The sequence below is a fragment of the Nesterenkonia populi genome (genome assembly GCF_007994735.1).
Classification (GTDB): Bacteria; Actinomycetota; Actinomycetes; order Actinomycetales; family Micrococcaceae; genus Nesterenkonia; species Nesterenkonia populi.
This window is the reverse complement of record NZ_VOIL01000001.1, coordinates 1,866,767-1,890,353: the sequence shown is the minus strand read 5'-3', so window position 1 is coordinate 1,890,353 and position 23,587 is coordinate 1,866,767. Positions and strand designations below refer to the sequence as shown.

The window sequence follows — 23,587 nt, the reverse complement described above, 5'->3', positions numbered from 1 at the left end:
GCGAGCCGGCCTAAGAGCGGTCGGAGAGGTGCTGATCCACCCAGGCGTCCTCGGCGTCCTCATCAGTGAACCGCCCCTGCCGGCGACGCTGGGCAGCCCTCGCCTCGCGCAGGCGCTCCCGCTTGGAGATGCCGGCCGGGCCCTCGTCCTCATCCTCGCCCATCAGTCCGAGGTCATTGCTCCGGGCCTGCAGGCGAGCAGCGTACCCCCAGCCGACAAAGCTCAGCATTCCGAAGGCGATCCACTGCATCGAATAGCTCAGATGCGGCCCCTCGTCCACGCTCGGGCGGGGGAAGGCCCGCGGCTGCTCCGCAGGCTGCGGGGACTCTGAGGCCATCTCACCGTAGGCGCCGGTCATCAGGTCGTAGCCCACCTGAGACTCCATCTCCGCCAGCTCGATGGAGGCCAGCTGACCCTCCGGGGCGCCACGGCTGATCTCCGGCTCGCCCGGCTTGATCCGCACCGTCACCTCCGTCCGGCCGGAAGGAGGCTCAGGGTTCGACTCCGGAAGGGAGCCGTCCTCGCTCGCGGGCGCGAGCCAGCCGCGGGAGATCACGACGACGTCGCCGGTGCTGGATTCGCGGAAAGGAACCACCTGCTCGTAGCCCACCTGACCCGAATGCGGCCGGTTGCGGGCAAAGAGGTGGTCCTCGGAGAGGTACTCTCCGGTCAGGTCAACGGTCTTCCACTCGTCGTCCTCGTCAGCGGAGTCGAAGATGTCCCGGGCCTCGGCGTAGGGGATGGGGTCCTGGTCATAGTTGGACTGGATGGTGCCGATCTCATCCAAGGTCGCCTCGCGGCGGTCCCACTGCCACTGGCCCAGGAAGTAGCAGACCACCATGAAGAGCGCACAGACCGCGAACCAGCCGATCCACGTAGGGGTGGCGAGGAACGCGTAGCGCTGGCGGAGCTCCCTCACCGCACAGCGTCCAGAGGCTCGGTGGACCGCCAGAACAGCCGGGCCTGCAGGAAGCTCTCCAGCCAGCCGCGATGCTCATCGCATGCCAGCCAGACCTTGCGGCGCTCGGCGTCATGGATCTTCGGATTGTTCCACAGGACCTGCCATGCCGCGTCGGCCCGGCAGCCCTTGCGGGAGCACTGAGGGATCTGAGGCCCCTCATTCTCTGACGAGAGCGAACCCAGCAGGTCCATCAGCGATCACCTCTTTCCACGTCACCGGGAATGACTTCCCCCTCAGCCGCCGTACTGTTTCCGGCGGCGTCGCCGTGCTCCGGCTCGTCCTCCCACCACTGGCGGGGGTCTTCCTCAGGCTCCTCATGGGCCGTGGCGAGCTGCCGCTGCGGGGCCGTGCCCTCCCGTGCGGCAGCGTCGTACCGGTCGCCGCCGGCGTTGGCGCCCACCACCGCGGTGTAGGGCAGAATGATCGCGGCGACGACGAACACCGCAGCCCACCAGGACTGCCAGATCATCGCGGTCAGGCCAGCCAGGATGAAGCAGAGCAGGCGCAAGCCCATCTGGATGGTGTAGGACACCATCCGGGAGCGCTGCTCCACGCTCTGCCGCACCGGGGCATCAGTGATGGAGTGAACCGGTTCCGACATCCGTATGATTCTACCGCTCACCCCGCCGACCCCGATAGGGTGGTGGACGGCAATCCGGGACACACAGAGCAGGAGACTCATGAGCGAGCGATCGGTACTGATCACCGGCGGCAACCGCGGCATCGGCCGCGCCATCGCTGAAGCCTTCATCGCCGACGGGGACAGGGTCGCAGTGACCACCCGCAGCGGGGAGGCACCGGAGGGGGCGCTCGGCGTCGCCGCAGACGTGACCGATTCCGCCAGCATCGACGCCGCCTTCAAGCAGGTCGAAGACGCTCACGGCCCGGTTGAGGTCCTCGTCGCCAATGCAGGCATCACCCGCGACACCCTGCTGATGCGCATGAGCGAGGATGACTTCTCCGACGTGCTCGACACGAACCTCACCGGAGCCTTCCGGGTCATCAAGCGCGCCAACAAGGGCATGCTGAAGCAGAAGAAGGGCCGCATCGTCCTCATCGGCTCGGTGGTGGGCCTCTACGGCACCCCCGGTCAGATCAACTACGCCTCCTCCAAGGCCGCCCTGGTGGGCATGGCCCGCTCCCTGACGCGCGAGCTCGGCGGCCGCGGCATCACCGCCAATGTGGTGGCCCCCGGCTTCGTCCGCTCCGACATGACCGACGCCCTCGACGAGGACACCCAGAAGAAGTATCTCGAGTCCATCCCCGCCGGCCGGTTCGCCGAGGCCGAGGAGGTCGCCGAGGTCGTGAAGTGGCTCGGCTCCGACGCCGCCGCCTACATCTCTGGGGCCGTGATCCCGGTCGACGGCGGCCTCGGCATGGGCCACTGACGCGAATGACGGCGCGCACACCGAGCGCGCCCAGACCTGCTGAAGAGGCGGTCAGCACCGCCAGGAAAGGAAAGACCCCATGACTGAACAGGACCTGGCCGGCAAGGGCGCGGTCATCACCGGATCCTCCCGCGGCATCGGTGCCGCTACGGCGCAGCTCATCGCCGAGCGGGGCGCCGGCGTCGTCGTGAACTACCGGGCCAAGGCGCCGCGCGCCAAGAAGGTCGTCAAGGGAATCGAGGAGGCAGGCGGCCAGGCCGTGGCTGTCCAGGCCGACATCACAGAGAATGACGGCGCACATGCCCTGGTGGACACCGCCGTGGAGCGCTTCGGCAGCCTCGACCTGCTGATCCTCAACGCCTCCGGAGGCATGGAGGCCGACCGCGGCGAGGACTACGCGCTCAAGCTCAACCGCGACGCACAGGTCAGCCTGGTGCGCACAGCGCTGCAGGTGATGCCCGCCGGCTCCCAGATCGTGTTCGTCACCAGCCACCAGGCGCACTTCATCAACCAGACCGCCACCATGGACGCCTATGAGCCCGTCGCCCGCTCCAAGCGCGCCGGCGAGGATGCGCTCAGGGAAATGGTTCCGGAGCTGGATGAGAAGGGCATCAGGCTCACCGTGGTCTCCGGGGACATGATCGAAGGAACCATCACGGCCACTCTGCTGGACCGGGCGCAGCCCGGGGCTATCGAGGCTCGCCGCGCAGCCGCCGGCAAACTCTGCACCGTGGAGGAGTTCGCCGCGGAGATCGCATCCATCGTCAACAAGGACGGCCTGCAGCAGGCGCACACCGAGCTGGTGGGCGGCGCCGACGATTTCCTCGTCAGCAGCGCCTGAGGATCAGGCATGATGCAGCAGCCCCCGCCCCAGGAAAACCAGGTCCGGCGCCTCCTCACCCTCGCCGCTGTCTTCGGACTGGGGGCTGCCGCGATGGTGGTCCTGAACCTTGCACTGGACCTGGGGCTGACCTTCGCCCCGATCTTCCTGGCTCTCTTCGCTCTGATCTGGGCCGTCATCGGGCTATTCGCCTGGCGCTACGAACGCAAGAACGGAAGCGTCCCCGACGAGTAGTGTCGAGCCCCGGGGCGGTGTCATCCGAACAGGATCAGGGCCGTCGGCGCTGTGAGCAGCAGCAGGCTGACGGCGAGAATCCCCGCGGTGGGCGCTCTGCCCAGGGTTTCAGGCTGAGTCAGGAGCCGCTGCAGGCGCACGCCGGTGATCAGGCCTGAGGCGCCCGGCTCCAGCTCCGTCCTGGCTCCGCCTTCGCCGGTGCTGGTCGTCGCGATCGAGCGCAGCAGCCGCTCATTGCTGTGCTCAGTCAGCGCGCCGTCGTCAGCGAGCATCTCCGTGAGCTCGAGGACCGCCTCACGCCCGTACCGGGTCGTGGGGAGCCAGGGGAGAGCCCGGTACCAGGCCTCAAACGCCATCGTCAGCAGATGATGCCGCTGCCGCAGGTGCGTCTGCTCATGTGCGACGACAGCGGCCAGCTCATCCTTCGTGAGCTGATCCAGCAGGCCCCGGGACAGCACCGTCACCGACCCCGCGTTGGTCCGCCCTGGCAAGCAATAGGCCAGGGGAGCATCATGCTCAATCACCTGGGCCTCGAACGCCGGGGCATCGTCAGCCTCAGCCCGTTCTCCGGTGCGAAGGGGAGTGGACAGCAGCCGCACCATCTGGCGGTGGCGGCTCCGGGCACGCCTCACTCGATAGAACGTTCTCGCCAGGGTCAGCACAAGATGCGCGCCCAGCACCAGCCCCAGGCAGAGAGAGAACAGATGCCACGGATGCACGTTCAGCGTCGCCAGGGCGGAATAGTCCTCCGCGGTGGTCAGCCCCACGGCGGTGCGCACGGCTTCAGGGAATGAGACTCCGAAGGGCGAGAGGCCGTAGATGATGGGGGCGCCCACCATAGAGAGTCCCCCGGCCAGCGCGATGGCCTGCCAGAGCACCATCCATACCCACGGGGAGCGCGCCCGGAACCGCGCCTCGTGCAGCCACATAGGCACAGGCACAGCCAGTGTCAGGGCGAGCAGACCGAGGGCAAGGGCGAGAATTTCCACTAAGGGGACAGTTTAGTGGGAATAGCCGGTCGGAGAGCCGAGAAGTCAGCTCAGAATGCGACGGAGCGCAGCTGCCTCGTCCTCGGAGACGCTGCCGATGAAGCGTGCCAGCACAGCCTCACGGTCGCCGGCCTGGCCGAGGACCTCGTTGAGCATCTCCACGGTGTGGTCCTCGCGGGAGGCCTCAGCAGCGTAGCGGTGCGGCCGGGAGCCCCGGTCCCGACGGACCAGTCCCTTCTTCTCCAAGCGGGAGAGCACAGTGAGCACAGTGGTGACGGCGAGGGAGTCGTCGAGCTCGTCACGCACCTCGTTGGCAGACAGCTGTGAGCCTGTGTCCCACAGCAGGGTCATCACCTGACGTTCGAGTTCGCCGAGGCTGGCCATCATGATCGTGCTCCTTTCAGCAGTGCATTACTACAATACTGCTGCTCGGGCCGTTCTTCTACGCTCTGTAGTAAAAGTGTGTCGAACGTTACCCATTCGTTGCAGAGTGCACGGAAGACAGTGCCTCAGGGCTGGAGGCCACCGCGGCGATGCTCTGCTCCCAGGGGACGCCCGAGGCATCGCGCTTCGCCATCTCTGCCGGCAGAGTCCGGGCAGATCCTGTGCCGTCAGCAGCCAGGGGAGCGGCCAGCACAGCGGCCCCCAGGCTCAGATGATCCTCGCCGCGGAGGAAGCGGTGGGCCCGCACGCCGCCGGTGGCGCGGCCCTTCGCCGGGAACTCGCCCAGTTCGGAGACCTTGAGGGAGCCGCTCTCCAACCCTTCCAGCGCCCCGTCGCCCGCTGCGGCCGTGACGACGACCGCAGCGCCGGGCTCGTCCGCCAACGACGCCGGGACCACGCCGAAGCCGATCACCGCGTCCCCCTCACCAAGCTTCATGCCCGCCACACCGGAGCCGGTGCGTCCCTGAGGCCGCACATTCTCCGCCGCGCAGCGCAGCAGCTGGCCGGCGGATGAGATCATCACCAGCTGGTCGGCGTCGTCCGGGGCTGCCGCCGCATCCACCACCGCGTCCTTCTCCTTCAGGGAGATGACCCCCCAATCATCCCGATTGGCAGGGTAGTCCGGGTTGACGCGCTTGACCCTGCCGGCGCCGGTCGCCAGCGCAATCACGGCGTCCAGGGGCACCAGACCGATCAGCTGCTCGCCCCGTCCCAGGGAGAGATAGTCCTTCGCTCTGCCGCCCTGGCTGAGGTTCAGGGAGCCGCCCGCCACCTCCAGCGCGGGCAGGTCGATCACCGGCAGGCGGATCATCCGACCCGCCGAGGTCACAGCCCCTACGTCCCCGCGGGCGGTCACCGGCACCAGAGAGCGCAGCGCATCGTGCTTACGGCGCCGGGAGGGGTGAGCCAGCGCAGAACGGTCCGTGGTGCGGGCCAGCATGCCCGAGGTGGACAGCGCCGCCCAGCACGGAGAGTCCGGGATCCGAAGGGCGGCCTCAGGATCCTCGCCCTTGTCCGGCCTGATCGGCGCCGCTGGCTCAGCGTCCTCGGACTCCACCAGCTGGGTGCGGCGGTCGTCCCCGTACCTCTCGGCGATGCTGTCCAGCTCATCAGCGACGGTGCTGCGCAGCAGCTGCTCGGACTCCAGGAGAGCGGCCAGCTGGGCGATCTCCTCCTCGAGCCTCTCCTTCTCCTGCTCCAGCTCCAGGGCGGAGTACCGGGTGAGCTGGCGCAGCCGCAGCTCCAGGATGTGCTCGGCCTGCGCGTCCGTGAGGTCGAAGACGGCGATCAGCCGCTGCTTGGCAGTGGGGCCGTCCTCAGCGGCGCGGATGATCTGAATGACCTCGTCGATGTCGACGATCGCGATCAGCAGGCCCTCCACCAGGTGCAGGCGGCCGCGGCGCTTGGAGAGCCGGTAGGCGGTGCGGCGGCGCACCACCTCGATCCGATGGCCCACATACACCTGCAGCAGCTCCAGCAGTCCCATGGTGCGCGGCTGCCCGTCCACCAGTGCCACGTTGTTGACGCCGAAGCTGTTCTCCAGGGGGGTCAGCTTGTACAGCTGCGCCAGCACCGCCTGCGGGTTGAATCCGGCCTTCAGCTCGATGACCATTCGCAGTCCGTGCTTGCGGTCGGTGAGGTCCAGAACGTCGGACACCCCGGCCAGCTTCTTGGCCTGGACGGCCTCCTTGGTCTTCTCAATGACGGTCTCCGGGCCCACCATGTACGGCAGCTCGTCCACCACGATCCCGGTGCGCCGGGGGGAGACCTGCTCGATGCGTGTCTTCGCACGGATCTTGAAGGATCCGCGCCCGCGCCGGTAGGCGTCCCTGACGCCGTCCAAGCCCACGATGCGCCCGCCCCCCGGGAAGTCCGGCCCGGGGATGAGCTCCATGATCTCCTCCAGCGCCGCCTCCGGGTTCAGGATGAGGTGCTTGGCCCCGGCGATCACCTCACGCAGATTGTGCGGAGCCATATTGGTGGCCATGCCCACTGCGATGCCGCTGGCGCCGTTGACCAGCAGGTTGGGGAAGGCGCTGGGCAGCACGGAGGGCTGGGTCAGCTGGTTGTCATAGTTCGGCTCAAAGTCGACGACGTCCTCATCCAGGTCCGCGGTCATCGCCAGGGCCGCCGGCGCCATGCGCGCCTCGGTGTACCGAGAGGCGGCGGGCCCGTCGTCGAGCGAGCCGAAGTTGCCGTGCCCGTCCACCAGGGGCAGGCGCAGCGCCCAGGACTGCGCCATGCGCACCAAGGCGTCGTAGATCGCCGCATCGCCGTGCGGGTGCAGTTTGCCCATCACTTCGCCCACGGTGCGGGCAGACTTCACGTGCCCCTTCTCCGGGCGCAGCCCCATCTGGGACATCATGTAGAGGATCCGTCGCTGCACAGGCTTCAGGCCGTCCCGGGCATCCGGCAGCGCCCGCGAGTAGATCACCGAGTAGGCATACTCGAGGAACGACGTCTCCATCTCCGAGGAGACATCGATGTCAGTGATGTTGTCTTCGGGGGTCACCGGCGGAGCGGTGTCAGTGCTGCGGCGGGCCATAGGCGAGTGAGCGGGATCCCTTGGATATCGGTGTGTTCAGTCATGACGGACGAGGACGCCGCGGCTGCGGCTACAGTTGATCGTATGGGTTCAACGGCGGCTCAGCGTGGATATCCGGCCCACTGGGAGGCCGATGTCGTCCTGCGGGACGGCGCGGCGGCCCAGCTGCGCCCTGTCTGGCCGGAGGATGCGTCCAGGCTTCAGCGGATGCATGCCGCACAGTCCGAGTCCTCACGGTACCTGCGCTACTTCTCGTACAAGGCCAAGCTCTCAGATGCTGAGCTGGACCGCTTCACCGACGTCGACCACGCCGACAGGGTCTGCTTGGTGGTCATCGTCACCGACCGCTCAGGGGAGAGCGAGATCATCGGCGTCGGCGGCTATGACCGCATCGACGGGACCGAGGAGGCCGAGGTGGCCTTCTACATCGCGGACGCCCATCAGGGCCGCGGCCTCGGGTCCATCCTGCTGGAGCACCTCGCCGCCGCCGGCCGGGAACGGGGCCTCGCACGCTTCTCCGCAGAGGTGCTGCCCGCCAACCGGAAGATGCTCTCGGTCTTCCACGAGGCCGGCTACGAGCTGACCCGCAGCTTCGAGGAGGACGTCATCATGGTCAGCTTCAGCATCGACCCCAACGATCGTTCGCGGCAGGTGATGGAGTCCCGGGAGCACCGCGCTGAGGCGCGCAGCGTGTCCCAGCTGCTGGCGCCGGAGCAGGTCGCTGTCATCGGCAACTCGCGGCTCTACGGCTCTGTGGGCTACCACCTGCTGCATCACCTGATGGAGGCCCGGTACACCGGCGGCGTCCACTCCGTCAGCCCCGAAGCCTATGAGCCTGATGACGAGGAGGGGCCGCGCCGCTCCATGCTCGAGCACATCGAGCCGCAGATCGACCTGGCCGTCATCGCCGTCGAGCCTGATCAGATGCGACAGGCCGTCACCGACTGCGGGCGCGCCGGGGTCCGGGGCGTGCTCATCGTCACCGAGACCGACGGCGAGCGGCAGCGGGAGCTCGTCCGGCTGGCACGGGGCTACGGGATGCGAGTGATCGGGCCGGCCTCCATGGGCCTGATCAGCACGGACCCGGACTACCGGCTCAACGCCTCCCGGCTTCCCCAGCTGCCCATCCGCGGCGGCGCCGGGATCTTCAGCCAGTCCGCCTCCGTGGGCCTCTCGCTCACCGCACAGTCCCAACGGCGCTCCTTGGGGCTGACAGCCGCGATCTCCGCGGGCAACCGGGCTGATGTCTCAGGCAACGACGCCATGCAGCACTTCGAGGACGACGCCGCCACCCGGGCGGTCGGCATCCACCTCGAATCCTTCGGCAACCCGCGCAAGTTCGCCCGGATCGCCCGACGGCTCTCCCAGGCCAAACCCGTGGTGGTCTCCAAATCCGAGGTGATGGGCCTGCGGGTGCCGCCCGGCCACGAAACGCGGACCATCAGCGCCCCCGCCGCGGCCGTGGACGCGATGCTGCAGAGCTCCGGGGTCATCCAAGTCGCCAACACCGACTCCCTGATGGATGTGCTCCAAGTTCTGGCCACTCAGCCCGTCCCAGCGAGCCCCCGCCTCGGCATTCTCACCAACTCGCCCTCCATGGGGCGCCTGCTCGCCGACGCGGCAGAAGCCGAAGGGCTCATCCCCGTCCGGGTGGACACCGGCCTCTGCCTCGAAGGCACCGAGGAGGAGGCCCGTGCCGCCCTCCAGCACGCCCTCCAGGAGCAGTTCGACGATGACGCCCTCGACGGCGTGGCCCTCTGCCTGCAGCCGACCATCACCGGCGTCCAGTACGACTTCTACCGGGCGATATCCCAGATCGCGCGCCAGCAGACCAAACCCATGGTCATGTCGCTCATCGGAGTCACAGACCCCCACATGCCGCTGAACTTCATCGGCAACGCCGGCCCCGTCATCGAAGACGGCGCCCTGCAGCAGGGGGTTCCCGTCTTTTCCTCCCCGGCACGCTCCGTGGCCGTGCTCGGCAAGATCACCGCCTACCAGCAGTGGCGCGAACGCGGGATCGGCACGCTGAGCATCCCCGAGGGCCTCGCCGGCTCCGCGGCATACCGAACGGCCGAGGAACGCATCGGCTCCTGGCTGCCCGCCTCCGGAACAGCGGTGCTCAGCCAGGAGCAGACCGCCGAGCTGCTGGGGATCTACGGCATCCAGCTCCTCGGCGCCGAACAGATCCGCACTGCAGACGAGGCCTGCGAGGCGGCCCGGCGCATCGGCTATCCGGTCGCCCTGAAGTCCACCAATGCCTATCTGCGTCAGCGCCTCGACCTCGGAGGGGTGCAGCTGAACATTGAGGATGAGGCTGACCTGCGCCGCGCAGTCGCCGAGACGCGGCGGGCCCTCGCCCCCTATGCAGGATCTGCGGCCGAGGGCCAGCCCGACCTTGAGGTCCAAGCGATGGCACCGGCCGGCCAGGCCTGCACCGTCCGTGCCCTCGAGGACCCCCTCATCGGAGCGGTGATCTCCTTCGGCATCTCCGGAGATGCCGTGGACCTCCTCGAGGACTGGGCCTACGCCGTGCCGCCGCTGACGGACCAGGATCTCGACGAGCTCATTCGAGGGCCGAAGGCGGCCGTGAAGCTCACCGGGCACCGCGGCGTCCCCGCCGTCGATCTCGGCGCCGTCCAGGACGTGGTCCACCGGGTCGCGACCCTGAAGGACAACCACCCGGAAGTCGCTGAGCTCGAACTGACTCCCCTGCTTGCGTCCGCGGAAGGCATCCGAGTCCTGCACGCCACAGTCCGGCTTGCTCAGCCTGAGCAGCGCACCGATTCGCCGCGCAGGGCTATTTCGAAGTACTGAGTCTGTCCCGGTGCATGGGCGGCAGGTGCCTCGGCGGGCTTCGGCAGCGCCGGTTCACACGTCTGAAGCCGCACAGAATGTAATATGCGTCATACCCCCGACAACGGCGTCGCGAAGGAGACTTCTATGGCCAGCTTCACCACGTGCGACCTCTACGACGAGGATGAGTCCCTGCAGTCCGTATCCCTGCAGATGCAGAATCTGGGAGGCCGCACACGCTTTGCCGGACCGGTCCGAACCATCCGGTGCTACCGGGACAACGGGCTCGTGAAGTCCACGCTCAACAGCCCCGGCAATGGCGCCGTGCTCGTCGTCGACGGCGCAGCGTCGCTGGAGTCCGCGCTGATGGGCGACATGATCGCCGAGGCGGCCGTCTCCAACGGATGGGCCGGCGTGATCATCAACGGGGCCGTCCGTGATCGCGCGGCCCTTGCCCATCTCGACCTCGGAGTGAAGGCTCTCGGCTCCAACCCGCGCAAGTCCACCAAGGATGGCGTCGGCGCCGCCGATGCGGCCGTGAGCTTCGGGGGAGCGGCCTTCCGGCCCGGAGCGACCGTCTGGAGCGACGAGGACGGGATCCTCGTCAGCGCCTGATCCGGCTACAGCACCTGGCCGGTCCGGCGGACGTGGCGGGCCAGCCTCTCCAGGCCCTCGTCCACACTGATCCGCGGGGTCCAGTCCAGGACCCGGCGGGTGCGGCGCTGGTCGAACCAGTGGGCCGTAGACAGCTGCTCGGCGAGGAACCTGGTCATCGGCGGCTCGTCCTCATGCGGTCCGGTGGCCGCCCACACCTTCTCCACCAGCGCGCCGGCGGCCTTGGCGACGGCGGGGGAGACCCGCAGCTTAGGAGCCTTCGCGCCGCCGGCGCGGGCGATGCCGGCCAGCAGCTCACCGATCGGCCGCGGCTCGCCGTTGGTGACCACCAGGCGACGGTCCTCCACCGGCCCATCTGCAATCTGGGGCAGCCGCCGCAGTCCGGCAGTGAACGCGTCCACTGCGTTGTCGATGTAGAGGGTGTCCACCAGGGGAGCGCCGGTGCCCAGCAGCGGCAGGCGTCCTGAGCGTGCTCGGTCCACGATCCTCTTGGTCAGCTGGCCGTCGCCCGGGCCCCACACCAGGTGCGGACGCAGCACGAGCACCTTCATGCCGATCTCCGCATAGGACTCCGCGATCAGCTCTGCCTCCGCCTTAGTGCGGGCGTAGCTGCCCTCGGCATGCTCAGGGTCCGGAGCACCCGCGGGAGCACCGATCAGCGATGATCCGGCATGAGCCACGCTGGGAGATGAAACATGCAGAACGTGTCCCACGCCCGCGCCCCAAGCGGCCTCGAAGAGCCGTTCAGTGCCCTCGACATTGACCTTCTCGAAGTCCTCGCGGCGGCCGGAGACCGAGACCTTCGCGGCCATGTGCACCACGGCGTCCTGCCCCTCCACGGCGCGTGCGACGTCCTCTGCCTCGGTGAGGGAGCCGCGGATGTCCTCGGCGCCCTTCACGTTCGAGGCGGAGCGCTGGAACGTACTGACCCGGTAGCCGTCCTCCGCCAGACGCTGGGCCACGCTGCGACCCAGAAGGCCGGAGGCTCCGGTCACCACAATGCGTGATCCGACAGGGATCTCAGTGCTGAACTGTGGGCTCACGGTGCGCTCACCCGCTCTCCGGCCAGGACGCGGCCGGCCCAGCGGGACAAGGCGCCGCGTTCGATCTTTGAATTGTGCCTGATGTCAGTGGGCAGCTGCTCCAGCACCAGGACCGCTGCCACCGTAACCGGGGAGATTCCACGGACCCGTGCGGCGAACTCAGGGTCAGCCAGGGGTGAGGAGCCATAGGCCAGGCGGGTGCCAGGCTCCGGCTCAGCGATCACGACGACGGCCTGGGCGCCGTCGGGGCCGGTGCCGACAGCGGCGGAGCGGGACACCCCCTCAAGAGTGTCCACCGGCGTCTCCACCAGACCGGGGCCGATCGGGCCCTCAGGGGTCCTGATCACGTGCTGGAGCCGGCCCTGGATCCAGAGGCGCCCGGCCTCGTCGATATGCCCGACGTCGCCGGTTCGGTGCCAGCGCAGGCCGTCCAGGCCATCCCGGGCAGAGAGCCTCTCCGTGTGCCACAGCCTGTCGTAGCCGGCCTTCAGGTGGGCGGCGGAGACGACCAGCTCACTGAGCGCGCCGCGGGCCTCCTCCGGCCGCACCGGTGACTCCGAGGGTACGCCGAGGTCATCCAGGGGGGCTGCTGCGAAGCGGACGCCCTCCACCGGGCGGCCCACGCAGACGCCGGGCTGCGCTGAAGCCATCGCCTCGTGCACCTCATCACGGGTGATGTCAGCCTGCAGCAGGCCCTCCGTCATCCCATAGGGCGTGTGGATCTCCGCCGAGGGGAAGATCTTCTGGACGGCGTCCAGGATGTCCGGGTGGACAGGAGCCCCGGCGGAGAGCACCAGACGGATGTGCCGCAGGGCCTTGGTCTGCTTCTCGCTGAGGCCCTCAGCTGTGGCGACCACGTTGCGCAGCGCAGCGGGTGAGCCGAAGAACATGGTGGCCCCGCCGGCCAGCGCGGCGTCAGCCACCGCGGAAGCGGTCAGCGTCGCCGGCCTGGTCACCGACATGTCCGGGGTGACGGACGTCGCGCCGATGGCCGGGCCCAGCAGTGCGAAGGGCGCGAATCCAGCGATGAGGGACGCGCCGGGCTTCACGTCGAAGGTCTGCCGCAGCAGGGCCACCAGAGCCCCCAGCCGGGCATGGGTGTAGCGCACGCCCTTCGCCGGACCGGTGGAGCCGGACGTGAACAGGATCGCGGCGTCGTCCTCCGGCTCCGGGTTCGGCACCCGCTTCAAACGGGCACCCGCATGGCGACGCAGCAGCCGAGCCGCTGAGGCCTCCGTGCCGAGCAGTCTGGACTGACGGTCGGAGAGCGCATCCACACTGATCCGACGGCCGGGCCAGCCGAGGGCTCGGGCGGCAGTCAGCCCCGGCAGGGCACCGATGACCCACGCCGGGCGGGCGCTGCGGACCGCGCGGCTCAGGCCCTTGATGCCCAGGCCGGCATCGGCCACCACGGCCACAGCCCCGAGGCGCAGCAGCGCGTAGAGGATCACTGTGAGGTCGTTGCCCGGCTGGACGAGGAGCGAGACACGGTCGCCGCGGCGAACTCCGAGCTCGTGCAGGCCCACCGCCAGGGCCTCCACCTTCTCCTTCAGCTCGGCCCAGGAGACGGTCTCGCCGCTGCTGGTCATATCCACCGCTGCCGGCTCAGTGCGGCGCCAGGTCAGCGTCAGCTCCGTGAGTTGGTCGTGCAGCCGGGGAGCCTCGGCCGCCGGGGGAGGCGACTGCCGCGCGGAAGCGGGCTCGACGTCCTCGTCGAAGAGGTCCTCCAGCCACTGGAACAGCGGAGCGGTGATGTCCCGGTCCTCCACGAGGAGGTGGCCCGCACCCTCATAGCGGTGCATATCCGCATGCGGAACCCGTTCGAGCAGGTCAGCAAGGTAGCGGTCCCGGAAGACCGGGTCCTTGGGCCCCCAGAGGAACAGCGTCGGCCTGTCCCACTCGTGCAGTCCGGAGGAGACCTCCTCCAGCACTGTGCGGGAGTGGTGCTTCGCCAGCGCCGGGATGTCCGCGACGAACCCGCCGATCCCTCCTCGGCCGAGCCGGGAGACGTACGGGGCGCGGTAGGCGGCGGTGACCTCAGCGGGCAGCCCCCCGGGGGCGTCCCCGGGGTCGGCGAGGGAGAGCGTGGTGCGCAGGAATCCGTCAGTGAGCACCGTGGCGGCCGGCAGCACGGCGGGCGCCATCGCAGCGCGCAGGGCCGGGGGCACCGGCTCGCCGCTGGGATGATCCACCGCAGTGTTGAGGGAGACGGCGGCGTCCACCACGTTGCTGTGCCGGACCGCCCAGCCCAGGGAGATGATGCCGCCCCAATCATGCCCCAGAGTGACCAGCGGCCGAGAGACGTCCACATCCAGCTCGTCCATCAGGCCGTCGAGGTCACCGAGCCGCTGCTCCAGGCGCCGGTACCCGGACGCGTAGGCGGACGGCGGCTCAGAGTGCTCCAGCCGCTCCGAGAAGCCCATGTCCAGCTGGTCCGGCGCGATCACCCGCCAGGCGTTCCCTGGACGGGCGTGCTCCAGGGAGGCCGCCAGAACAGAGCGCCACAGGTATGACCAGGTGGGGTTGCCGTGCACCGCCAGGATGGTGCCGGTGGGCTCGATTCCCCGGGCGGCGAGCTCCGGACCGGTGTCCAGCACATGGAAGCCTCGCTCGCCGTCGTCCGTCTTCGCCGTCACCAGACGGGACCAGGCCGGATCCAGGCCGGGCAGGGGAGTCCTGCTGAGCGTCTCGAACGGCAGGCGTGCTGCGGCGGCGGGAATCCTGCGCCAGAGGGGGAAGCTCACCATCACTGTCTCACCACTCGATCTCGACCATTGCCGTATTCAGGCCCGACCCTACCCCCATGCAGAGGACACGAGAACCGCGAGACAGGTTTCCCGCCGCCTCCTCGCGGGCCAGGGTGATCGGCAGGGAGGCCGGCCCCACATTGCCCAGCTCCGGGTAGGTCACCGGGACCTTCTTCCTGTCCAGCTTGGCGGCCTTGATGATCGACGAGGTGTGCAGCTGGGAGACCTGATGGGTCACGTAGGAGTCCATCCCCTCCCAGTCGAACTCCGCCTTAGCGTCCTCCCATGCGTCCATCACCAGCTCCAGTCCGCCCTCCAGCAGGCCTCTGGCGTCGGTGAACATGCCGCGGTGGTCGCCCACGCAGAGCTCGTGGTGCTGGGTGGCAGCACGGGTGACGCCGCCCTTGATGCGGTGACCCTCCGGATGCGCATCCGCCGGGCCGATCACCGCTGCGGCGGCCCCGCACCCCAGGGTCAGCGACGCGAACTCCTTCATGAAGTCCTCACGGGCCACATGCTCCAGGGTGTTGATGCGCTCCACGGTGGCGTCCTGCACCTTGCGGGCGTCCTCGCCGTTGACTATCAGCACGTACTTGGCCTGACCGGCATCGATCAGCGAGCTGCCCAGGGTCATCGCGTTGACGAAGCCCAGGCAGGCATTGGTGATGTCAAAGTTCATCGCCGAGCTGGGCAGGCCCAGCTCGTGGTGCACGCCCACGGCCACGGACGGCTCCAGGTGCTCGCGGGTCACAGAGGTGTTGATCATCACCGAGACCTCCTGGCCGGAGACGCCAGCGGCCCTCAGCGCCCGGCGTGCGGCCTCCACCGTGCCGGCGCGGACCTCGTCGTCGCTGCGCCAGTTCCGGCGAGCCTTGACCCCGGCCACACGCTGCAGCAGCCCGGCCGGAAGCTTCAGCCGCTTGCGCGCATCTGACAGGCGCGCGTCCAGAGCCTTGGAGGAGAGCACCGCCGGCGCCTCCACCTCCGCCACGGCCAGCAGCGACGCGTTGCGGTGGTGGAAAGTGGCATTTCCGCTGGTGGAGCTTGCGGCTGGGGATGGGGAGGATCCGGTCTGAGGCACTCCGCCATTATCCAGAATGGCCACGATCGGGGCGAATTGCTCCGCTGCCCCTCCGCAGCGCGGACCGGCGCCCGGGCGCGAGCGGAGATACCATGTCAGCTATGACTCTGACCCGGAGCCTCAAGGAGGCCATCGACCGCGGCGGCTTCTACCCGGACCTCGTGCACCACACAGTCACCGATGCTCTGGACGGCCGTGAGGCCAGCCACCAGATCGTGCACGTGGACACCCACTTCGACATGGAGGAGGTCCACCGGCACATCACTGTGCTGGCCCTGGCTGAGGACGTGGTGGTGGTCGCGCACCTGGACGACCATGACGCCGAGGACGACCCCGGGTTCTCCCACGACGACGGCGGCCGGGCCGGCCCCGGCGAGGTCGTCGCCCGCATCTCCACCGAGGTGGTGCCGGTGCCGCGCATGGGGTCGGTCATTCTCTCTGAGGTGCACCGACGCCCCCAGAGCTTCCGCCCCGACCGTGGGCTGGCAGAGGTCACACTCACGATGAACTGGTCCGGCGGGGCGCGCATCGACACCATGCCGGCCGACTGCGGCAACCCCGAGTGCATGGCCGACCACGGCGACACCGGCAACGTGTCTCCGGAGGACATCACCCTGCGCATCGCCTCCACAGCTGAGGGGGACACCGCCGTGGATGAGGCGCGCGAGTTCGTCCGAGCCCTGCGGCGTGCCCAGGTGCGCGCAGCCCGCTGATCGGCCCTGACCGCTGATGAGTCGGCCCCTTCCCGCTGCCCCTGACTATGACGGCGCGCATCTGCGCCACGTGATGGCCTCGGCCGCGGGTGCGCTCGGGCTGGAGGGCTTCGAGAATCGGCTGGGGGTGCCCGAGGCGAGCATCGCCGTCGTCGTCATGGTGGACGGCCTGGGGGACGAGAACCTCGCCCGTCACACCGGTCACGCCCGTTTCCTCGCCTCCGCCTGGCGACACGTCGAAACAGCCAGGGTCCTGGACTGCGGCGCCCCCGCCACCACGGCCGCCTCGCTCACCTCCCTGGGCACCGGGCTGACCCCGGGGGAGACGGGAATGATCGGCTATGACCTCTACGCCGAGCACCTGGGCCGGGTGGTCAACATGCTCGGCAAATGGCCCGGAGACCTGGACCCGAGCACGTGGCAGCCGCACCCCACGGTGCTGGGGCGGGCCCAAGCGGCCGGTGCTTCTGTGCTGACCGTCTCCCGCCCCCAGTTCCGCAGTTCGCCGCTGACCCGTGCTTCGCTCTCCGGCGGTCAGTTCCTCGGGGCTGAGCGGATCGAGCACCGGTTCAGCGCCGCCGCCGACTGGATCAGCGAGCAGCGCGCCTCCAAGGGGGTGCGCCGCGGGCCCGCCGCGCCTCTGCTGGTGTACCTCTACGTGGACGAGCTGGACCGCACCGGCCACAGGCTGGGCGCCGCCTCACCAGAGTGGCGGGAGTACCTGGAGAACCTCGACGCATCAGCCAGGCGGTTCAGCGCCCAGCTGTCCGCGCGGTTCGGCGAACAGGCCGCCGTGCTGCTGACTGCCGACCACGGGATGGTCGACGTTCCGCGTGCCGGGGGTGTGGACGTGGCCGGCCGCGGCGATCTGTTGGAAGGCGTCGCGCACACCGCGGGCGATCCCCGGATGGTCTACCTCCACGCCCGGTCTGGGGCTGATCCGGAGGAGATCGAGCAGCGTTGGCGGGCTGAGTTCGAGGGTCGGGCGTGGGTGCTGGCCAAGCAGGAGGCTGTCGAGGCCGGCTGGTTCGGCCCTGTCAGTGAGCCCGCCCGGTCTCGGATCGGGGATGTGATCGTTGCCGCCTACGAGGACATCGCCGTCTTCGACACTGCCCGCAGCGGTGCCGGCGTGCGGGAGATGGTGGGGCAGCACGGCTCCCTCACGGACGCCGAGCGGAAGGTCCCCCTCCTGGAGCTGACCGGGCGGGTGCTCACTCGTTCTTAGAGCCGAAGAGGATGTCGTCCCAGCTGGGCATGGAGGGGCGACGAGCCTTCCGGCGGCTCTTCTTCTGCCCATCCTCCTCGTCCGCGTCCGCCTCCGGCTTGGGGCGTTCGATGGGGGTGGTCTCCTGGTCGTCGGAGTAGCTGAATCCCCAGTCGTCGACATCGTCGCCCGTGGGCGCCTCCTCATCGCTCCCGGCAGGCTCAGGCTCGTCCTGCTCGGCCAGCTCAGCTCCGTGACGCTGGATCTCATCGATGCCGGGAAGGGTCTCGGTGATCTGCTCGTCGGTGTCTGCGTCGTCGACGGGCCTCAAGCGGGCGGGGCCGGCGGGATCCTCGTCCCGGGTGATGAGGGAGGCGAGCTTGTCGTCCCCGTCCTCGTCGGTGCCGAGCCGCTGGCCGCGGCGGGCGCGCAGGATGTCGAGGAGGTCTTCGGCGTCGGTGCCGTCGGCGTCCTGCTGTGCAGGGGCAGCGGCTTCGCTGCGCGGGGCCGCGGCGGAGGCAGAGTCGACGTCGAAGGGCTCCTCCACTGCTGCGAGTCGGCGTCCGGCACGCTTCTGCCCAGGCCCCTGGGGCAGTGCTGAGAGAGTCTCAGCCCACCTGTTCTGCGCCCGAACGGTGCGGGACGCCGGGTCGTAGCTCCATTCGGCGGGCGGGCGTTCCCCGATGGTCTCGGCGTGGGCGGAGGAGGCCTCGAGGTCGAAGTCGCAGGTGACTGCCCACAGCCCGTCCTCGCGGCGCCACGCGTCCCATATGACGCTGTGCAGAGCGACGTTCACGGCGCGCAGCCGCACCTTGACCATGGCCTCCAGGGTCGCCGGCGCGTCCCCGAAGGCCAGCCGGTGGTTCTCCGCGGTGGACGCCCGGGCAATGATGGTCTCCCGGGCGCGTGAGGCGTGGAAGGCCCGCTCGTCTGCGACCGGGCCGGCGAACCGGAGCACATACTCGCGGCCGTGGCCGCTGGCCTCCACCACCTGCTCCACGCTCGCGCCGGCGCGCAGCCTGGCCTGGATCTCCCGGGGGCCGAACGTGACGGACTCCTCGGACCTGGGTGCCCGGTGCGGCGTGGCCTCGCCCACCGCGGTGCGCAGAGCCTCGTCGATCTCCAGGCGGTATTCTGTGCCGTCCTCGTCGGAGAGCAGAAGGACCGGGGGGTGCTGCTGCGACTCGACCCCGAGAATCCGGAGCTGCTGCATCCTGAACGGACCTCCCCATGAATGAAGGCTTGCGGGAACTGGCCGGGCACGTCTGCATGAACAGGCGACCCATCTTGAGGGGCAACCCTACTCCGCGGTGCCGCACGCCACACCCAGGCCGCTCAAGCCGAGGTTGAGGCACCCCCGGCGGAGGCAGTTTCCGCCCCCCGCTGAACCGATTTGTCCAGGCAGGCCTCATAAGACACAATCTGTGCGACCTGAAGTGTCCCCGCCGGTGCGCCGACCAGTGCGGGGCGGACGGACCCACGAGTGGAGCAGCAGATATGGCTACCGATTACGATGCGCCGCGCAAGAACGACGACGAGTCGAACGAGGACTCCATCGAGGAGCTGAAGAACCGCTCGGGAAGCCGCCAGTCCGCCGTCGTCGATGAGGACGAGGCAGAGGCGGCCGAAGGCTTCGAGCTTCCCGGCGCTGACCTCTCCGACGAGGAGCTGCAGGTCCGGGTGCTGCCCGCCCAGACTGATGAGTTCACCTGCGGCTCCTGCTTCCTGGTCCGCCACCGCTCCCAGGCGGTCGAGCGCGACGGGGTGCTCATCTGCTCCGACTGCGAAGGCTGATCCTCGGTGGCTGAGAAGGTCATCTACTCCGAGAAGCTGTGGCCGTCCTGGTGGCTGTGGACCGCCGCGGTGCTCATCGGGGCGAGCTTCTCGACCATTTTCTTCCCGATCGACATCTTCTGGGGAGTGCTGTCGATGTTTGCCGGCATCTCTCTGTGCGCCTTCGCCCTGGTCGTCACCACTCCCCGCGTGGAGGTCACTGAGACGCATCTGCGGGCCGGACGTGCTCAGATCGAGCGTGGTGACGTCGGCAGGGTGGTCGGCCACACCGAGGATGCCGCACGGGAGCAGCTCGGCCCAGGCTTCGATGCCCGCTCATACCAGTGCGTGCGGGGCTGGATCGGTCCCGTGATCACCGCCGAGATCACCGACCCCTCAGACCCCACTCCCTATTGGCTGTTCTCCACACGGAATCCTCAGGACGTGCTCAGTGCCCTGGGCTCCGCCGAGCAGCCGCGCAGCTCCACCGCCTCCTGATCTCGTGTGAGGACGGGGCCGCAGGAAGTGCCCGCGCTGACCAGTAGAATCGAGGGCGTGAGCACAGAGCACGACGCCGTCGACATACCGATCGTCCGGCTGGACCCCGAACTTCCGGCTCCCTCCTACGCCTCCCCGGGGGATGCTGGCGCAGATCTGCGCAGCGCCGAGGCCTTCACCCTGCAGCCCGGAGAGCGCCGCATGGTGCCCACCGGCGTCGCCCTCGCCATCCCTGAGGGCTGGGTGGGGCTGGTTCACCCGCGCTCAGGGCTCGCGGCGAAGCACGGGGTCGCGCTGGTGAACGCCCCCGGCACCATTGACGCCGGCTACCGCGGAGAGATCAGAGTGCTGCTGCTGAACACCGACCGCGAGGAGCCGGTGAGCATCACCCGCGGCGACCGCATCGCCCAGCTGGTGCTGCAGCGGGTGGGCCAAGCGGTCTTCCGCACGGTGGACGAGCTGCCCGGCAGCGCACGCGGAACAGGCGGCTTCGGCTCGACCGGGCGCTGAGCGCCGCACCTGCTTCACCCCCGGAGGAACGGACCGGCACGGATACACAGCGAAGGAGAGACCATGGCCCTTTTCGGAAAGAGGAGCAAGGACGAGGCCAACCGGCCCGCCACGATCAAGGAGGCCCTGTCCCAGGACGAGGAGAACCCTGCCGACCAGGTGGACATCACTCAGGCGGAGGCAGGCTCTGATCACGACGACACCGACCTCGTGGCCTCCTCCGACCCGGCCCAGCAGCCCGCCGAGGAGGCCGGCGCTGAACGTGCCCAGGCCGTTCTGTCCGAGCGCACTCCGCGGGACATCAGCGACCTGGCCTCCACCAAGGGCTACATCAACTTCGGCTCGCTGCTTGTGCCCGGCGTGAAGAACCAGCAGGTGCGCCTGGACATCGACCAGAAGTCGAAGAAGGTGGTCTCCCTGACCATCAGGATCGGCGACGCCAGCCTGCAGGTCCAGGCGTTCTCCGCCCCGAAGTCCGGCGGCACCTGGGATGATGTGCGCAGCCAGATCGAAGAGTCCGTGGTCAAGCAGAAGGGCCGTGCCAAGCACATCGACGGCCCCTTCGGCAAAGAGCTGCACGCTCGTGTGCCGACCACTCTCAAGGATGGACGCCAAGGGTGGCGCGCTGCCCGGTTCATCGGGTTCGAGGGACGCCGCTGGTTCCTCCGCGGGGTCATCGGCGGCAAGGGTGCCATCGACCGAAAGGCCGCAGCGGGTGTGGAGACCCTCTTCTCCCATCTGGTGGTCAGCCGGGGCGATGAGCCCCTGCCCCCGCGTGAGCTGCTCCCCCTGAAGCCTCCCGAGGGCGCCAAACGGGTCAGCGTGCCCCGTCGCTCCCAGGGCGGCCAGCAGGGCCGCACGGCCTCCAGCAACGGCGTGCACCGCGGCACGGCCGGGAACACGCAGAACTGACGATGACGGATCACGACCAGCCCCGGCAGCTGCAGGTTCCTGCGGAGGACCGCTCCCGCGCCGACGAGGTGGGGGAGCAGCTCTCCGCTCAGGCCGGCGCCAAGCTGCATGCCCGCGACGACGGGTCATTGGACGTCTGGACCTCCATCGGCGGGTGGCGGGGTCTGGCCGAGGCCACTCTGCCCCCGGCCGCGTTCCTCATCGTCTTCATCCTCACCGAGGAGCTCGGGCCGGCACTGATCAGCTCACTGGTGGTGGCGGGCATGTTCGCCGCCGTCCGGCTGATCCAGCGCGGCACTCTCGTCCAGGCGGTCTCCGGGATGGTCGGCGTGGGGCTCTGCGCCTTGGTCGCCCAGCAGACCGGGGAGGCCCGAGACTTCTACATTCTGGGGATGCTGGTCAACGCGCTCTACATCACCGCATTCATCATCTCCATCGGCGTGAAGTGGCCCGTGGTGGGTCTCCTCTTCGGATTCATCCGCGGTCAGGGGGTGGCCTGGCGCCAGCACGACGTGCTGCGCCGGCGCTACGCACTGGCTACCTGGATCCTCGTCTGCATCATGTCTCTGCGCCTGCTGGTCCAGGTGCCGCTCTATTTCGCCGACACGTTCGGGCCCCTGGGCACCGCTCGTCTGGTCATGGGCGTGCCGCTGTGGGCCCTCGGCCTCTGGATCGGGTGGATGATCACTCGCCCGCAGGTCACCGGGGAGGCTGCTGAGGCCCAGCCGGACGAGGGAGCCCGTCCGGAGCCGGCCCGTGACTGAGCTGCTCACCCTCGAGGTGGGCCCGATGGCCCATGGAGGCCACTGCGTCGCCCGCCACGAAGGACGGGTCGTCTTCGTCCGTCACGCCATTCCAGGTGAGACCGTGCAGGCAGCAGTGACCGACGGCGGGGCCAGCGCCAAATTCTGGCGAGCCGACGCCGTCGCAGTGCTGGAACCCTCGGAGCACCGGCGTCAGCACCCATGGCCCGCCGCCGATGCGGCGGCAGCATATGATGCCGGCACGCTCCCCGTGGGCGGGGCCGAGCTGGGTCATGTCAGCCTGTCTCACCAGCGCCGCATCAAAGCCCACGTCTTCCGTGACCAGCTTGCCCGCATCGGTGACATCTCCAGTGATGCGCTGAGCCGGGAAGGCTTTGACCCCGCGCATCTGACCGCTGAGGGAGAGTCTCGTGTGACCGATCTGGACGGTGACGGTGCAGGGCGGCACTGGCGGACCCGCGCCGGCTTCGCCGTCGGGGCCGGCGGAAAGCTCGCTATGCGGCCGCACCGGGATCGTGCGCTGATCCCAGTGTCCAGCATGCCGCTGGCGGCTGAGCCCATCGCCGACTCGCCGCTCTTCGGCTGGGACTTCACCGGTGCCGAGCGCGTCGACCTGATCGCACCGGGCGGCAGGGGGCCCGTCACCGCGATCGTTCGGGTCCAGGGGGCGGCGCCCGGGCTGGAGCAGCGTCTGGCCGCGGCTGCAGGGAAGACTCCTGAGGTCGGCAGCCTCATCGTGGCCCGGGCGGAGGACAGCCCCAAGCAGCGATCGACCAAGCGGCGGGGCGTACGCCGACCCCGCAACCTTCCCGTTCAGGTGGAGCATGAGGTGCTGTGGGGCTCACGCTCTGTGGCGGAGCCGCTGCCGCTCCCCGTTGCGGCGCCGGAGGGTCCCCGCACTCACATAGACCTTCAGGCGGAGAGCTTCTGGCAGATCCACCGCGGCGCGCCGGAGGCGCTGACCGCTGCTGTGGACCGTATGGCCTCGCTGGGGCCCGGGGGCTCCGCAGCCGATCTCTACGCGGGTGCGGGGCTCTTCACCGCCTGGGCTGCGGACCGTGTCGGCTCGGGGGGCCGGGTGCTCGCCGTGGAGGCGGCCGAGGCGTCCTCAGCCAGCGCGGCGAGGCTCTTCGACGGTGTGAAGCATGCGGAGGTGGTCCAGGCTCCCGTGGAGCAGGTGCTTCCACGGCTGCGCCGCTGCGACCTCGTCCTCATCGATCCGCCCCGCGCCGGTGCGGGGGAGAGGGTGCTCGCGGGGGTGGACGCCTCCGCGCCCGCAGAGATCATCTACGTCTCCTGCGACCCGGCCTCCTTCGCCCGTGACGCGAAGGCTCTGGCTCGGCTGGGCTGGCACATGCGCGATCTCGAGGTCATCGACATGTATCCCAACACCCATCACATGGAATCTGTTGCCGTATTCCGACGCTGAGACTTCAGGCGTGGGGGCCGCGGCCTCCGCAGGCTGCATGGGCCCGTCGGGAGGGCTGCCCCTGTGTCTCCGAACACATTCGGGCTTCACGTGTGAGTAG

The 23,587-nt window shown here is 69.2% G+C and carries 23 protein-coding genes; 13 read left to right on the top strand and 10 right to left on the bottom strand.

All coding sequences use genetic code 11. From position 1 onward, the window contains the following. Positions 1–10: 10 nt before the first annotated feature. From FWJ47_RS08665 to FWJ47_RS08655, 3 genes are read right to left on the bottom strand one after another with little or no spacing between them, the layout of a single operon-like run. The gene (locus FWJ47_RS08665; protein WP_246126234.1) at positions 11–919 is read right to left on the bottom strand and encodes an SURF1 family cytochrome oxidase biogenesis protein; all 909 of its coding nucleotides are present in this window, start codon (positions 917–919) and stop codon (positions 11–13) included. Further along, positions 916–1,152 (bottom strand): acetone carboxylase, encoded by a 237-nt coding sequence (locus tag FWJ47_RS08660; RefSeq protein ID WP_147106922.1) that lies wholly within the window; start codon positions 1,150–1,152, stop codon positions 916–918. Before FWJ47_RS08660 ends, FWJ47_RS08665 begins: the two co-directional genes overlap by 4 nt. Further along, the gene (locus tag FWJ47_RS08655; protein ID WP_170228536.1) at positions 1,152–1,562 is read right to left on the bottom strand and encodes a DUF3099 domain-containing protein; all 411 of its coding nucleotides are present in this window, start codon (positions 1,560–1,562) and stop codon (positions 1,152–1,154) included. Before FWJ47_RS08655 ends, FWJ47_RS08660 begins: the two co-directional genes overlap by 1 nt. A 79-nt stretch (positions 1,563–1,641) precedes the next feature. On the opposite strand from FWJ47_RS08655, the gene fabG reads away from it, so the two are divergent. From fabG to FWJ47_RS08640, 3 genes are all read left to right on the top strand, one after another. After that, positions 1,642–2,349 (top strand): 3-oxoacyl-ACP reductase FabG, encoded by a 708-nt coding sequence (gene fabG, locus FWJ47_RS08650; protein WP_147106916.1) that lies wholly within the window; start codon positions 1,642–1,644, stop codon positions 2,347–2,349. A gap of 79 nt (positions 2,350–2,428) precedes the next feature. Further along, positions 2,429–3,190 carry an SDR family oxidoreductase gene (locus tag FWJ47_RS08645; RefSeq protein WP_147106913.1) on the top strand — a complete coding sequence of 254 codons (762 nt, stop codon included), beginning with the start codon at positions 2,429–2,431 and terminating at the stop codon, positions 3,188–3,190. 9 nt (positions 3,191–3,199) lie between these two features. Then, positions 3,200–3,424 (top strand): hypothetical protein, encoded by a 225-nt coding sequence (locus tag FWJ47_RS08640; protein ID WP_147106910.1) that lies wholly within the window; start codon positions 3,200–3,202, stop codon positions 3,422–3,424. Positions 3,425–3,444: 20 nt separating this feature from the next. On the opposite strand, the gene FWJ47_RS08635 is transcribed toward FWJ47_RS08640, so the two are convergent. The 3 genes from FWJ47_RS08635 to FWJ47_RS08625 form a co-directional block, all read right to left on the bottom strand. Beyond that, the gene (locus tag FWJ47_RS08635) at positions 3,445–4,413 is read right to left on the bottom strand and encodes a M56 family metallopeptidase (protein ID WP_246126233.1); all 969 of its coding nucleotides are present in this window, start codon (positions 4,411–4,413) and stop codon (positions 3,445–3,447) included. Between the two features lie 45 nt (positions 4,414–4,458). After that, positions 4,459–4,797 (bottom strand): BlaI/MecI/CopY family transcriptional regulator, encoded by a 339-nt coding sequence (locus tag FWJ47_RS08630; RefSeq protein WP_147109233.1) that lies wholly within the window; start codon positions 4,795–4,797, stop codon positions 4,459–4,461. Positions 4,798–4,885: 88 nt separating this feature from the next. Continuing rightward, positions 4,886–7,402 carry a DNA gyrase/topoisomerase IV subunit A gene (locus FWJ47_RS08625; RefSeq protein ID WP_147106906.1) on the bottom strand — a complete coding sequence of 839 codons (2,517 nt, stop codon included), beginning with the start codon at positions 7,400–7,402 and terminating at the stop codon, positions 4,886–4,888. An 84-nt stretch (positions 7,403–7,486) separates the two neighbouring features. Between FWJ47_RS08625 and FWJ47_RS08620 the strand changes: the two genes are divergently transcribed. Both FWJ47_RS08620 and rraA read left to right on the top strand, forming a co-directional pair. After that, positions 7,487–10,219, top strand: a complete 2,733-nt coding sequence (locus FWJ47_RS08620) for a bifunctional GNAT family N-acetyltransferase/acetate--CoA ligase family protein (RefSeq protein ID WP_147106904.1) — start codon at positions 7,487–7,489, stop codon at positions 10,217–10,219. An 84-nt stretch (positions 10,220–10,303) separates the two neighbouring features. Further along, positions 10,304–10,813, top strand: coding sequence for a ribonuclease E activity regulator RraA (rraA, locus tag FWJ47_RS08615; protein WP_246126231.1), 510 nt, complete (start codon positions 10,304–10,306; stop codon positions 10,811–10,813). Between the two features lie 5 nt (positions 10,814–10,818). On the opposite strand, the gene FWJ47_RS08610 is transcribed toward rraA, so the two are convergent. The 3 genes from FWJ47_RS08610 to FWJ47_RS08600 are packed head-to-tail and all read right to left on the bottom strand — an operon-like array spanning position 10,819 to position 15,684. Next, positions 10,819–11,856: an NAD-dependent epimerase/dehydratase family protein gene (locus FWJ47_RS08610; protein ID WP_246126230.1), complete on the bottom strand. Its 1,038-nt coding sequence runs from the start codon at positions 11,854–11,856 to the stop codon at positions 10,819–10,821. Continuing rightward, positions 11,853–14,603 carry an alpha/beta fold hydrolase gene (locus tag FWJ47_RS08605; protein ID WP_147106901.1) on the bottom strand — a complete coding sequence of 917 codons (2,751 nt, stop codon included), beginning with the start codon at positions 14,601–14,603 and terminating at the stop codon, positions 11,853–11,855. Before FWJ47_RS08605 ends, FWJ47_RS08610 begins: the two co-directional genes overlap by 4 nt. Before the next feature lie 7 nt (positions 14,604–14,610). After that, entirely contained in the window at positions 14,611–15,684 is a 1,074-nt protein-coding gene (locus tag FWJ47_RS08600; protein ID WP_147106898.1) for a 3-oxoacyl-ACP synthase III, read from the bottom strand. Positions 15,685–15,785: 101 nt separating this feature from the next. Here FWJ47_RS08600 and FWJ47_RS08595 point away from each other — a divergent pair, with 101 nt between their 5' ends. Continuing rightward, positions 15,786–16,397, top strand: a complete 612-nt coding sequence (locus tag FWJ47_RS08595) for a DUF5998 family protein (RefSeq protein ID WP_147106895.1) — start codon at positions 15,786–15,788, stop codon at positions 16,395–16,397. Between the two features lie 16 nt (positions 16,398–16,413). After that, entirely contained in the window at positions 16,414–17,622 is a 1,209-nt protein-coding gene (locus FWJ47_RS08590; RefSeq protein ID WP_147106893.1) for an alkaline phosphatase family protein, read from the top strand. Here the strand turns inward: FWJ47_RS08590 and sepH are convergent. Then, positions 17,609–18,814 (bottom strand): septation protein SepH, encoded by a 1,206-nt coding sequence (gene sepH / locus FWJ47_RS08585; RefSeq protein WP_147106890.1) that lies wholly within the window; start codon positions 18,812–18,814, stop codon positions 17,609–17,611. The two genes, FWJ47_RS08590 and sepH, sit on opposite strands and share 14 nt — an antisense overlap. 284 nt (positions 18,815–19,098) lie before the next feature. Between sepH and FWJ47_RS08580 the strand changes: the two genes are divergently transcribed. From FWJ47_RS08580 to FWJ47_RS08555, 6 genes are all read left to right on the top strand, one after another. Then, entirely contained in the window at positions 19,099–19,395 is a 297-nt protein-coding gene (locus FWJ47_RS08580; RefSeq protein ID WP_147106887.1) for a DUF4193 domain-containing protein, read from the top strand. Positions 19,396–19,401: 6 nt separating this feature from the next. Next, positions 19,402–19,872 carry a DUF3093 domain-containing protein gene (locus FWJ47_RS08575; RefSeq protein ID WP_147106884.1) on the top strand — a complete coding sequence of 157 codons (471 nt, stop codon included), beginning with the start codon at positions 19,402–19,404 and terminating at the stop codon, positions 19,870–19,872. A gap of 57 nt (positions 19,873–19,929) precedes the next feature. Continuing rightward, entirely contained in the window at positions 19,930–20,382 is a 453-nt protein-coding gene (dut, locus tag FWJ47_RS08570) for a dUTP diphosphatase (RefSeq protein ID WP_246126229.1), read from the top strand. 63 nt (positions 20,383–20,445) lie between these two features. Next, positions 20,446–21,294 carry a DUF3710 domain-containing protein gene (locus FWJ47_RS08565; protein WP_147106881.1) on the top strand — a complete coding sequence of 283 codons (849 nt, stop codon included), beginning with the start codon at positions 20,446–20,448 and terminating at the stop codon, positions 21,292–21,294. Between the two features lie 2 nt (positions 21,295–21,296). Next, positions 21,297–22,058: a DUF3159 domain-containing protein gene (locus FWJ47_RS08560; protein ID WP_147106877.1), complete on the top strand. Its 762-nt coding sequence runs from the start codon at positions 21,297–21,299 to the stop codon at positions 22,056–22,058. Next, on the top strand, positions 22,051–23,487 hold the full coding sequence (locus FWJ47_RS08555; protein WP_246126228.1) for a class I SAM-dependent RNA methyltransferase: 1,437 nt from the start codon (positions 22,051–22,053) through the stop codon (positions 23,485–23,487). Before FWJ47_RS08560 ends, FWJ47_RS08555 begins: the two co-directional genes overlap by 8 nt. Positions 23,488–23,587 lie beyond the last annotated feature (100 nt).

Coding starts and splice junctions, on each gene's coding strand:
- FWJ47_RS08660 (WP_147106922.1), bottom strand. CDS start 1,152: ATGGACCTGCTGGGTTCGCTCTCGTCAGAGAATGAGGGGCCTCAGATC.
- FWJ47_RS08655 (WP_170228536.1), bottom strand. CDS start 1,562: ATGTCGGAACCGGTTCACTCCATCACTGATGCCCCGGTGCGGCAGAGC.
- fabG (WP_147106916.1), top strand. CDS start 1,642: ATGAGCGAGCGATCGGTACTGATCACCGGCGGCAACCGCGGCATCGGC.
- FWJ47_RS08645 (WP_147106913.1), top strand. CDS start 2,429: ATGACTGAACAGGACCTGGCCGGCAAGGGCGCGGTCATCACCGGATCC.
- FWJ47_RS08640 (WP_147106910.1), top strand. CDS start 3,200: ATGATGCAGCAGCCCCCGCCCCAGGAAAACCAGGTCCGGCGCCTCCTC.
- FWJ47_RS08630 (WP_147109233.1), bottom strand. CDS start 4,797: ATGGCCAGCCTCGGCGAACTCGAACGTCAGGTGATGACCCTGCTGTGG.
- FWJ47_RS08625 (WP_147106906.1), bottom strand. CDS start 7,402: ATGGCCCGCCGCAGCACTGACACCGCTCCGCCGGTGACCCCCGAAGAC.
- FWJ47_RS08620 (WP_147106904.1), top strand. CDS start 7,487: ATGGGTTCAACGGCGGCTCAGCGTGGATATCCGGCCCACTGGGAGGCC.
- rraA (WP_246126231.1), top strand. CDS start 10,304: ATGCGTCATACCCCCGACAACGGCGTCGCGAAGGAGACTTCTATGGCC.
- FWJ47_RS08605 (WP_147106901.1), bottom strand. CDS start 14,603: ATGGTGAGCTTCCCCCTCTGGCGCAGGATTCCCGCCGCCGCAGCACGC.
- FWJ47_RS08595 (WP_147106895.1), top strand. CDS start 15,786: ATGACTCTGACCCGGAGCCTCAAGGAGGCCATCGACCGCGGCGGCTTC.
- FWJ47_RS08590 (WP_147106893.1), top strand. CDS start 16,414: ATGAGTCGGCCCCTTCCCGCTGCCCCTGACTATGACGGCGCGCATCTG.
- sepH (WP_147106890.1), bottom strand. CDS start 18,814: ATGCAGCAGCTCCGGATTCTCGGGGTCGAGTCGCAGCAGCACCCCCCG.
- FWJ47_RS08580 (WP_147106887.1), top strand. CDS start 19,099: ATGGCTACCGATTACGATGCGCCGCGCAAGAACGACGACGAGTCGAAC.
- FWJ47_RS08565 (WP_147106881.1), top strand. CDS start 20,446: ATGGCCCTTTTCGGAAAGAGGAGCAAGGACGAGGCCAACCGGCCCGCC.
- FWJ47_RS08560 (WP_147106877.1), top strand. CDS start 21,297: ATGACGGATCACGACCAGCCCCGGCAGCTGCAGGTTCCTGCGGAGGAC.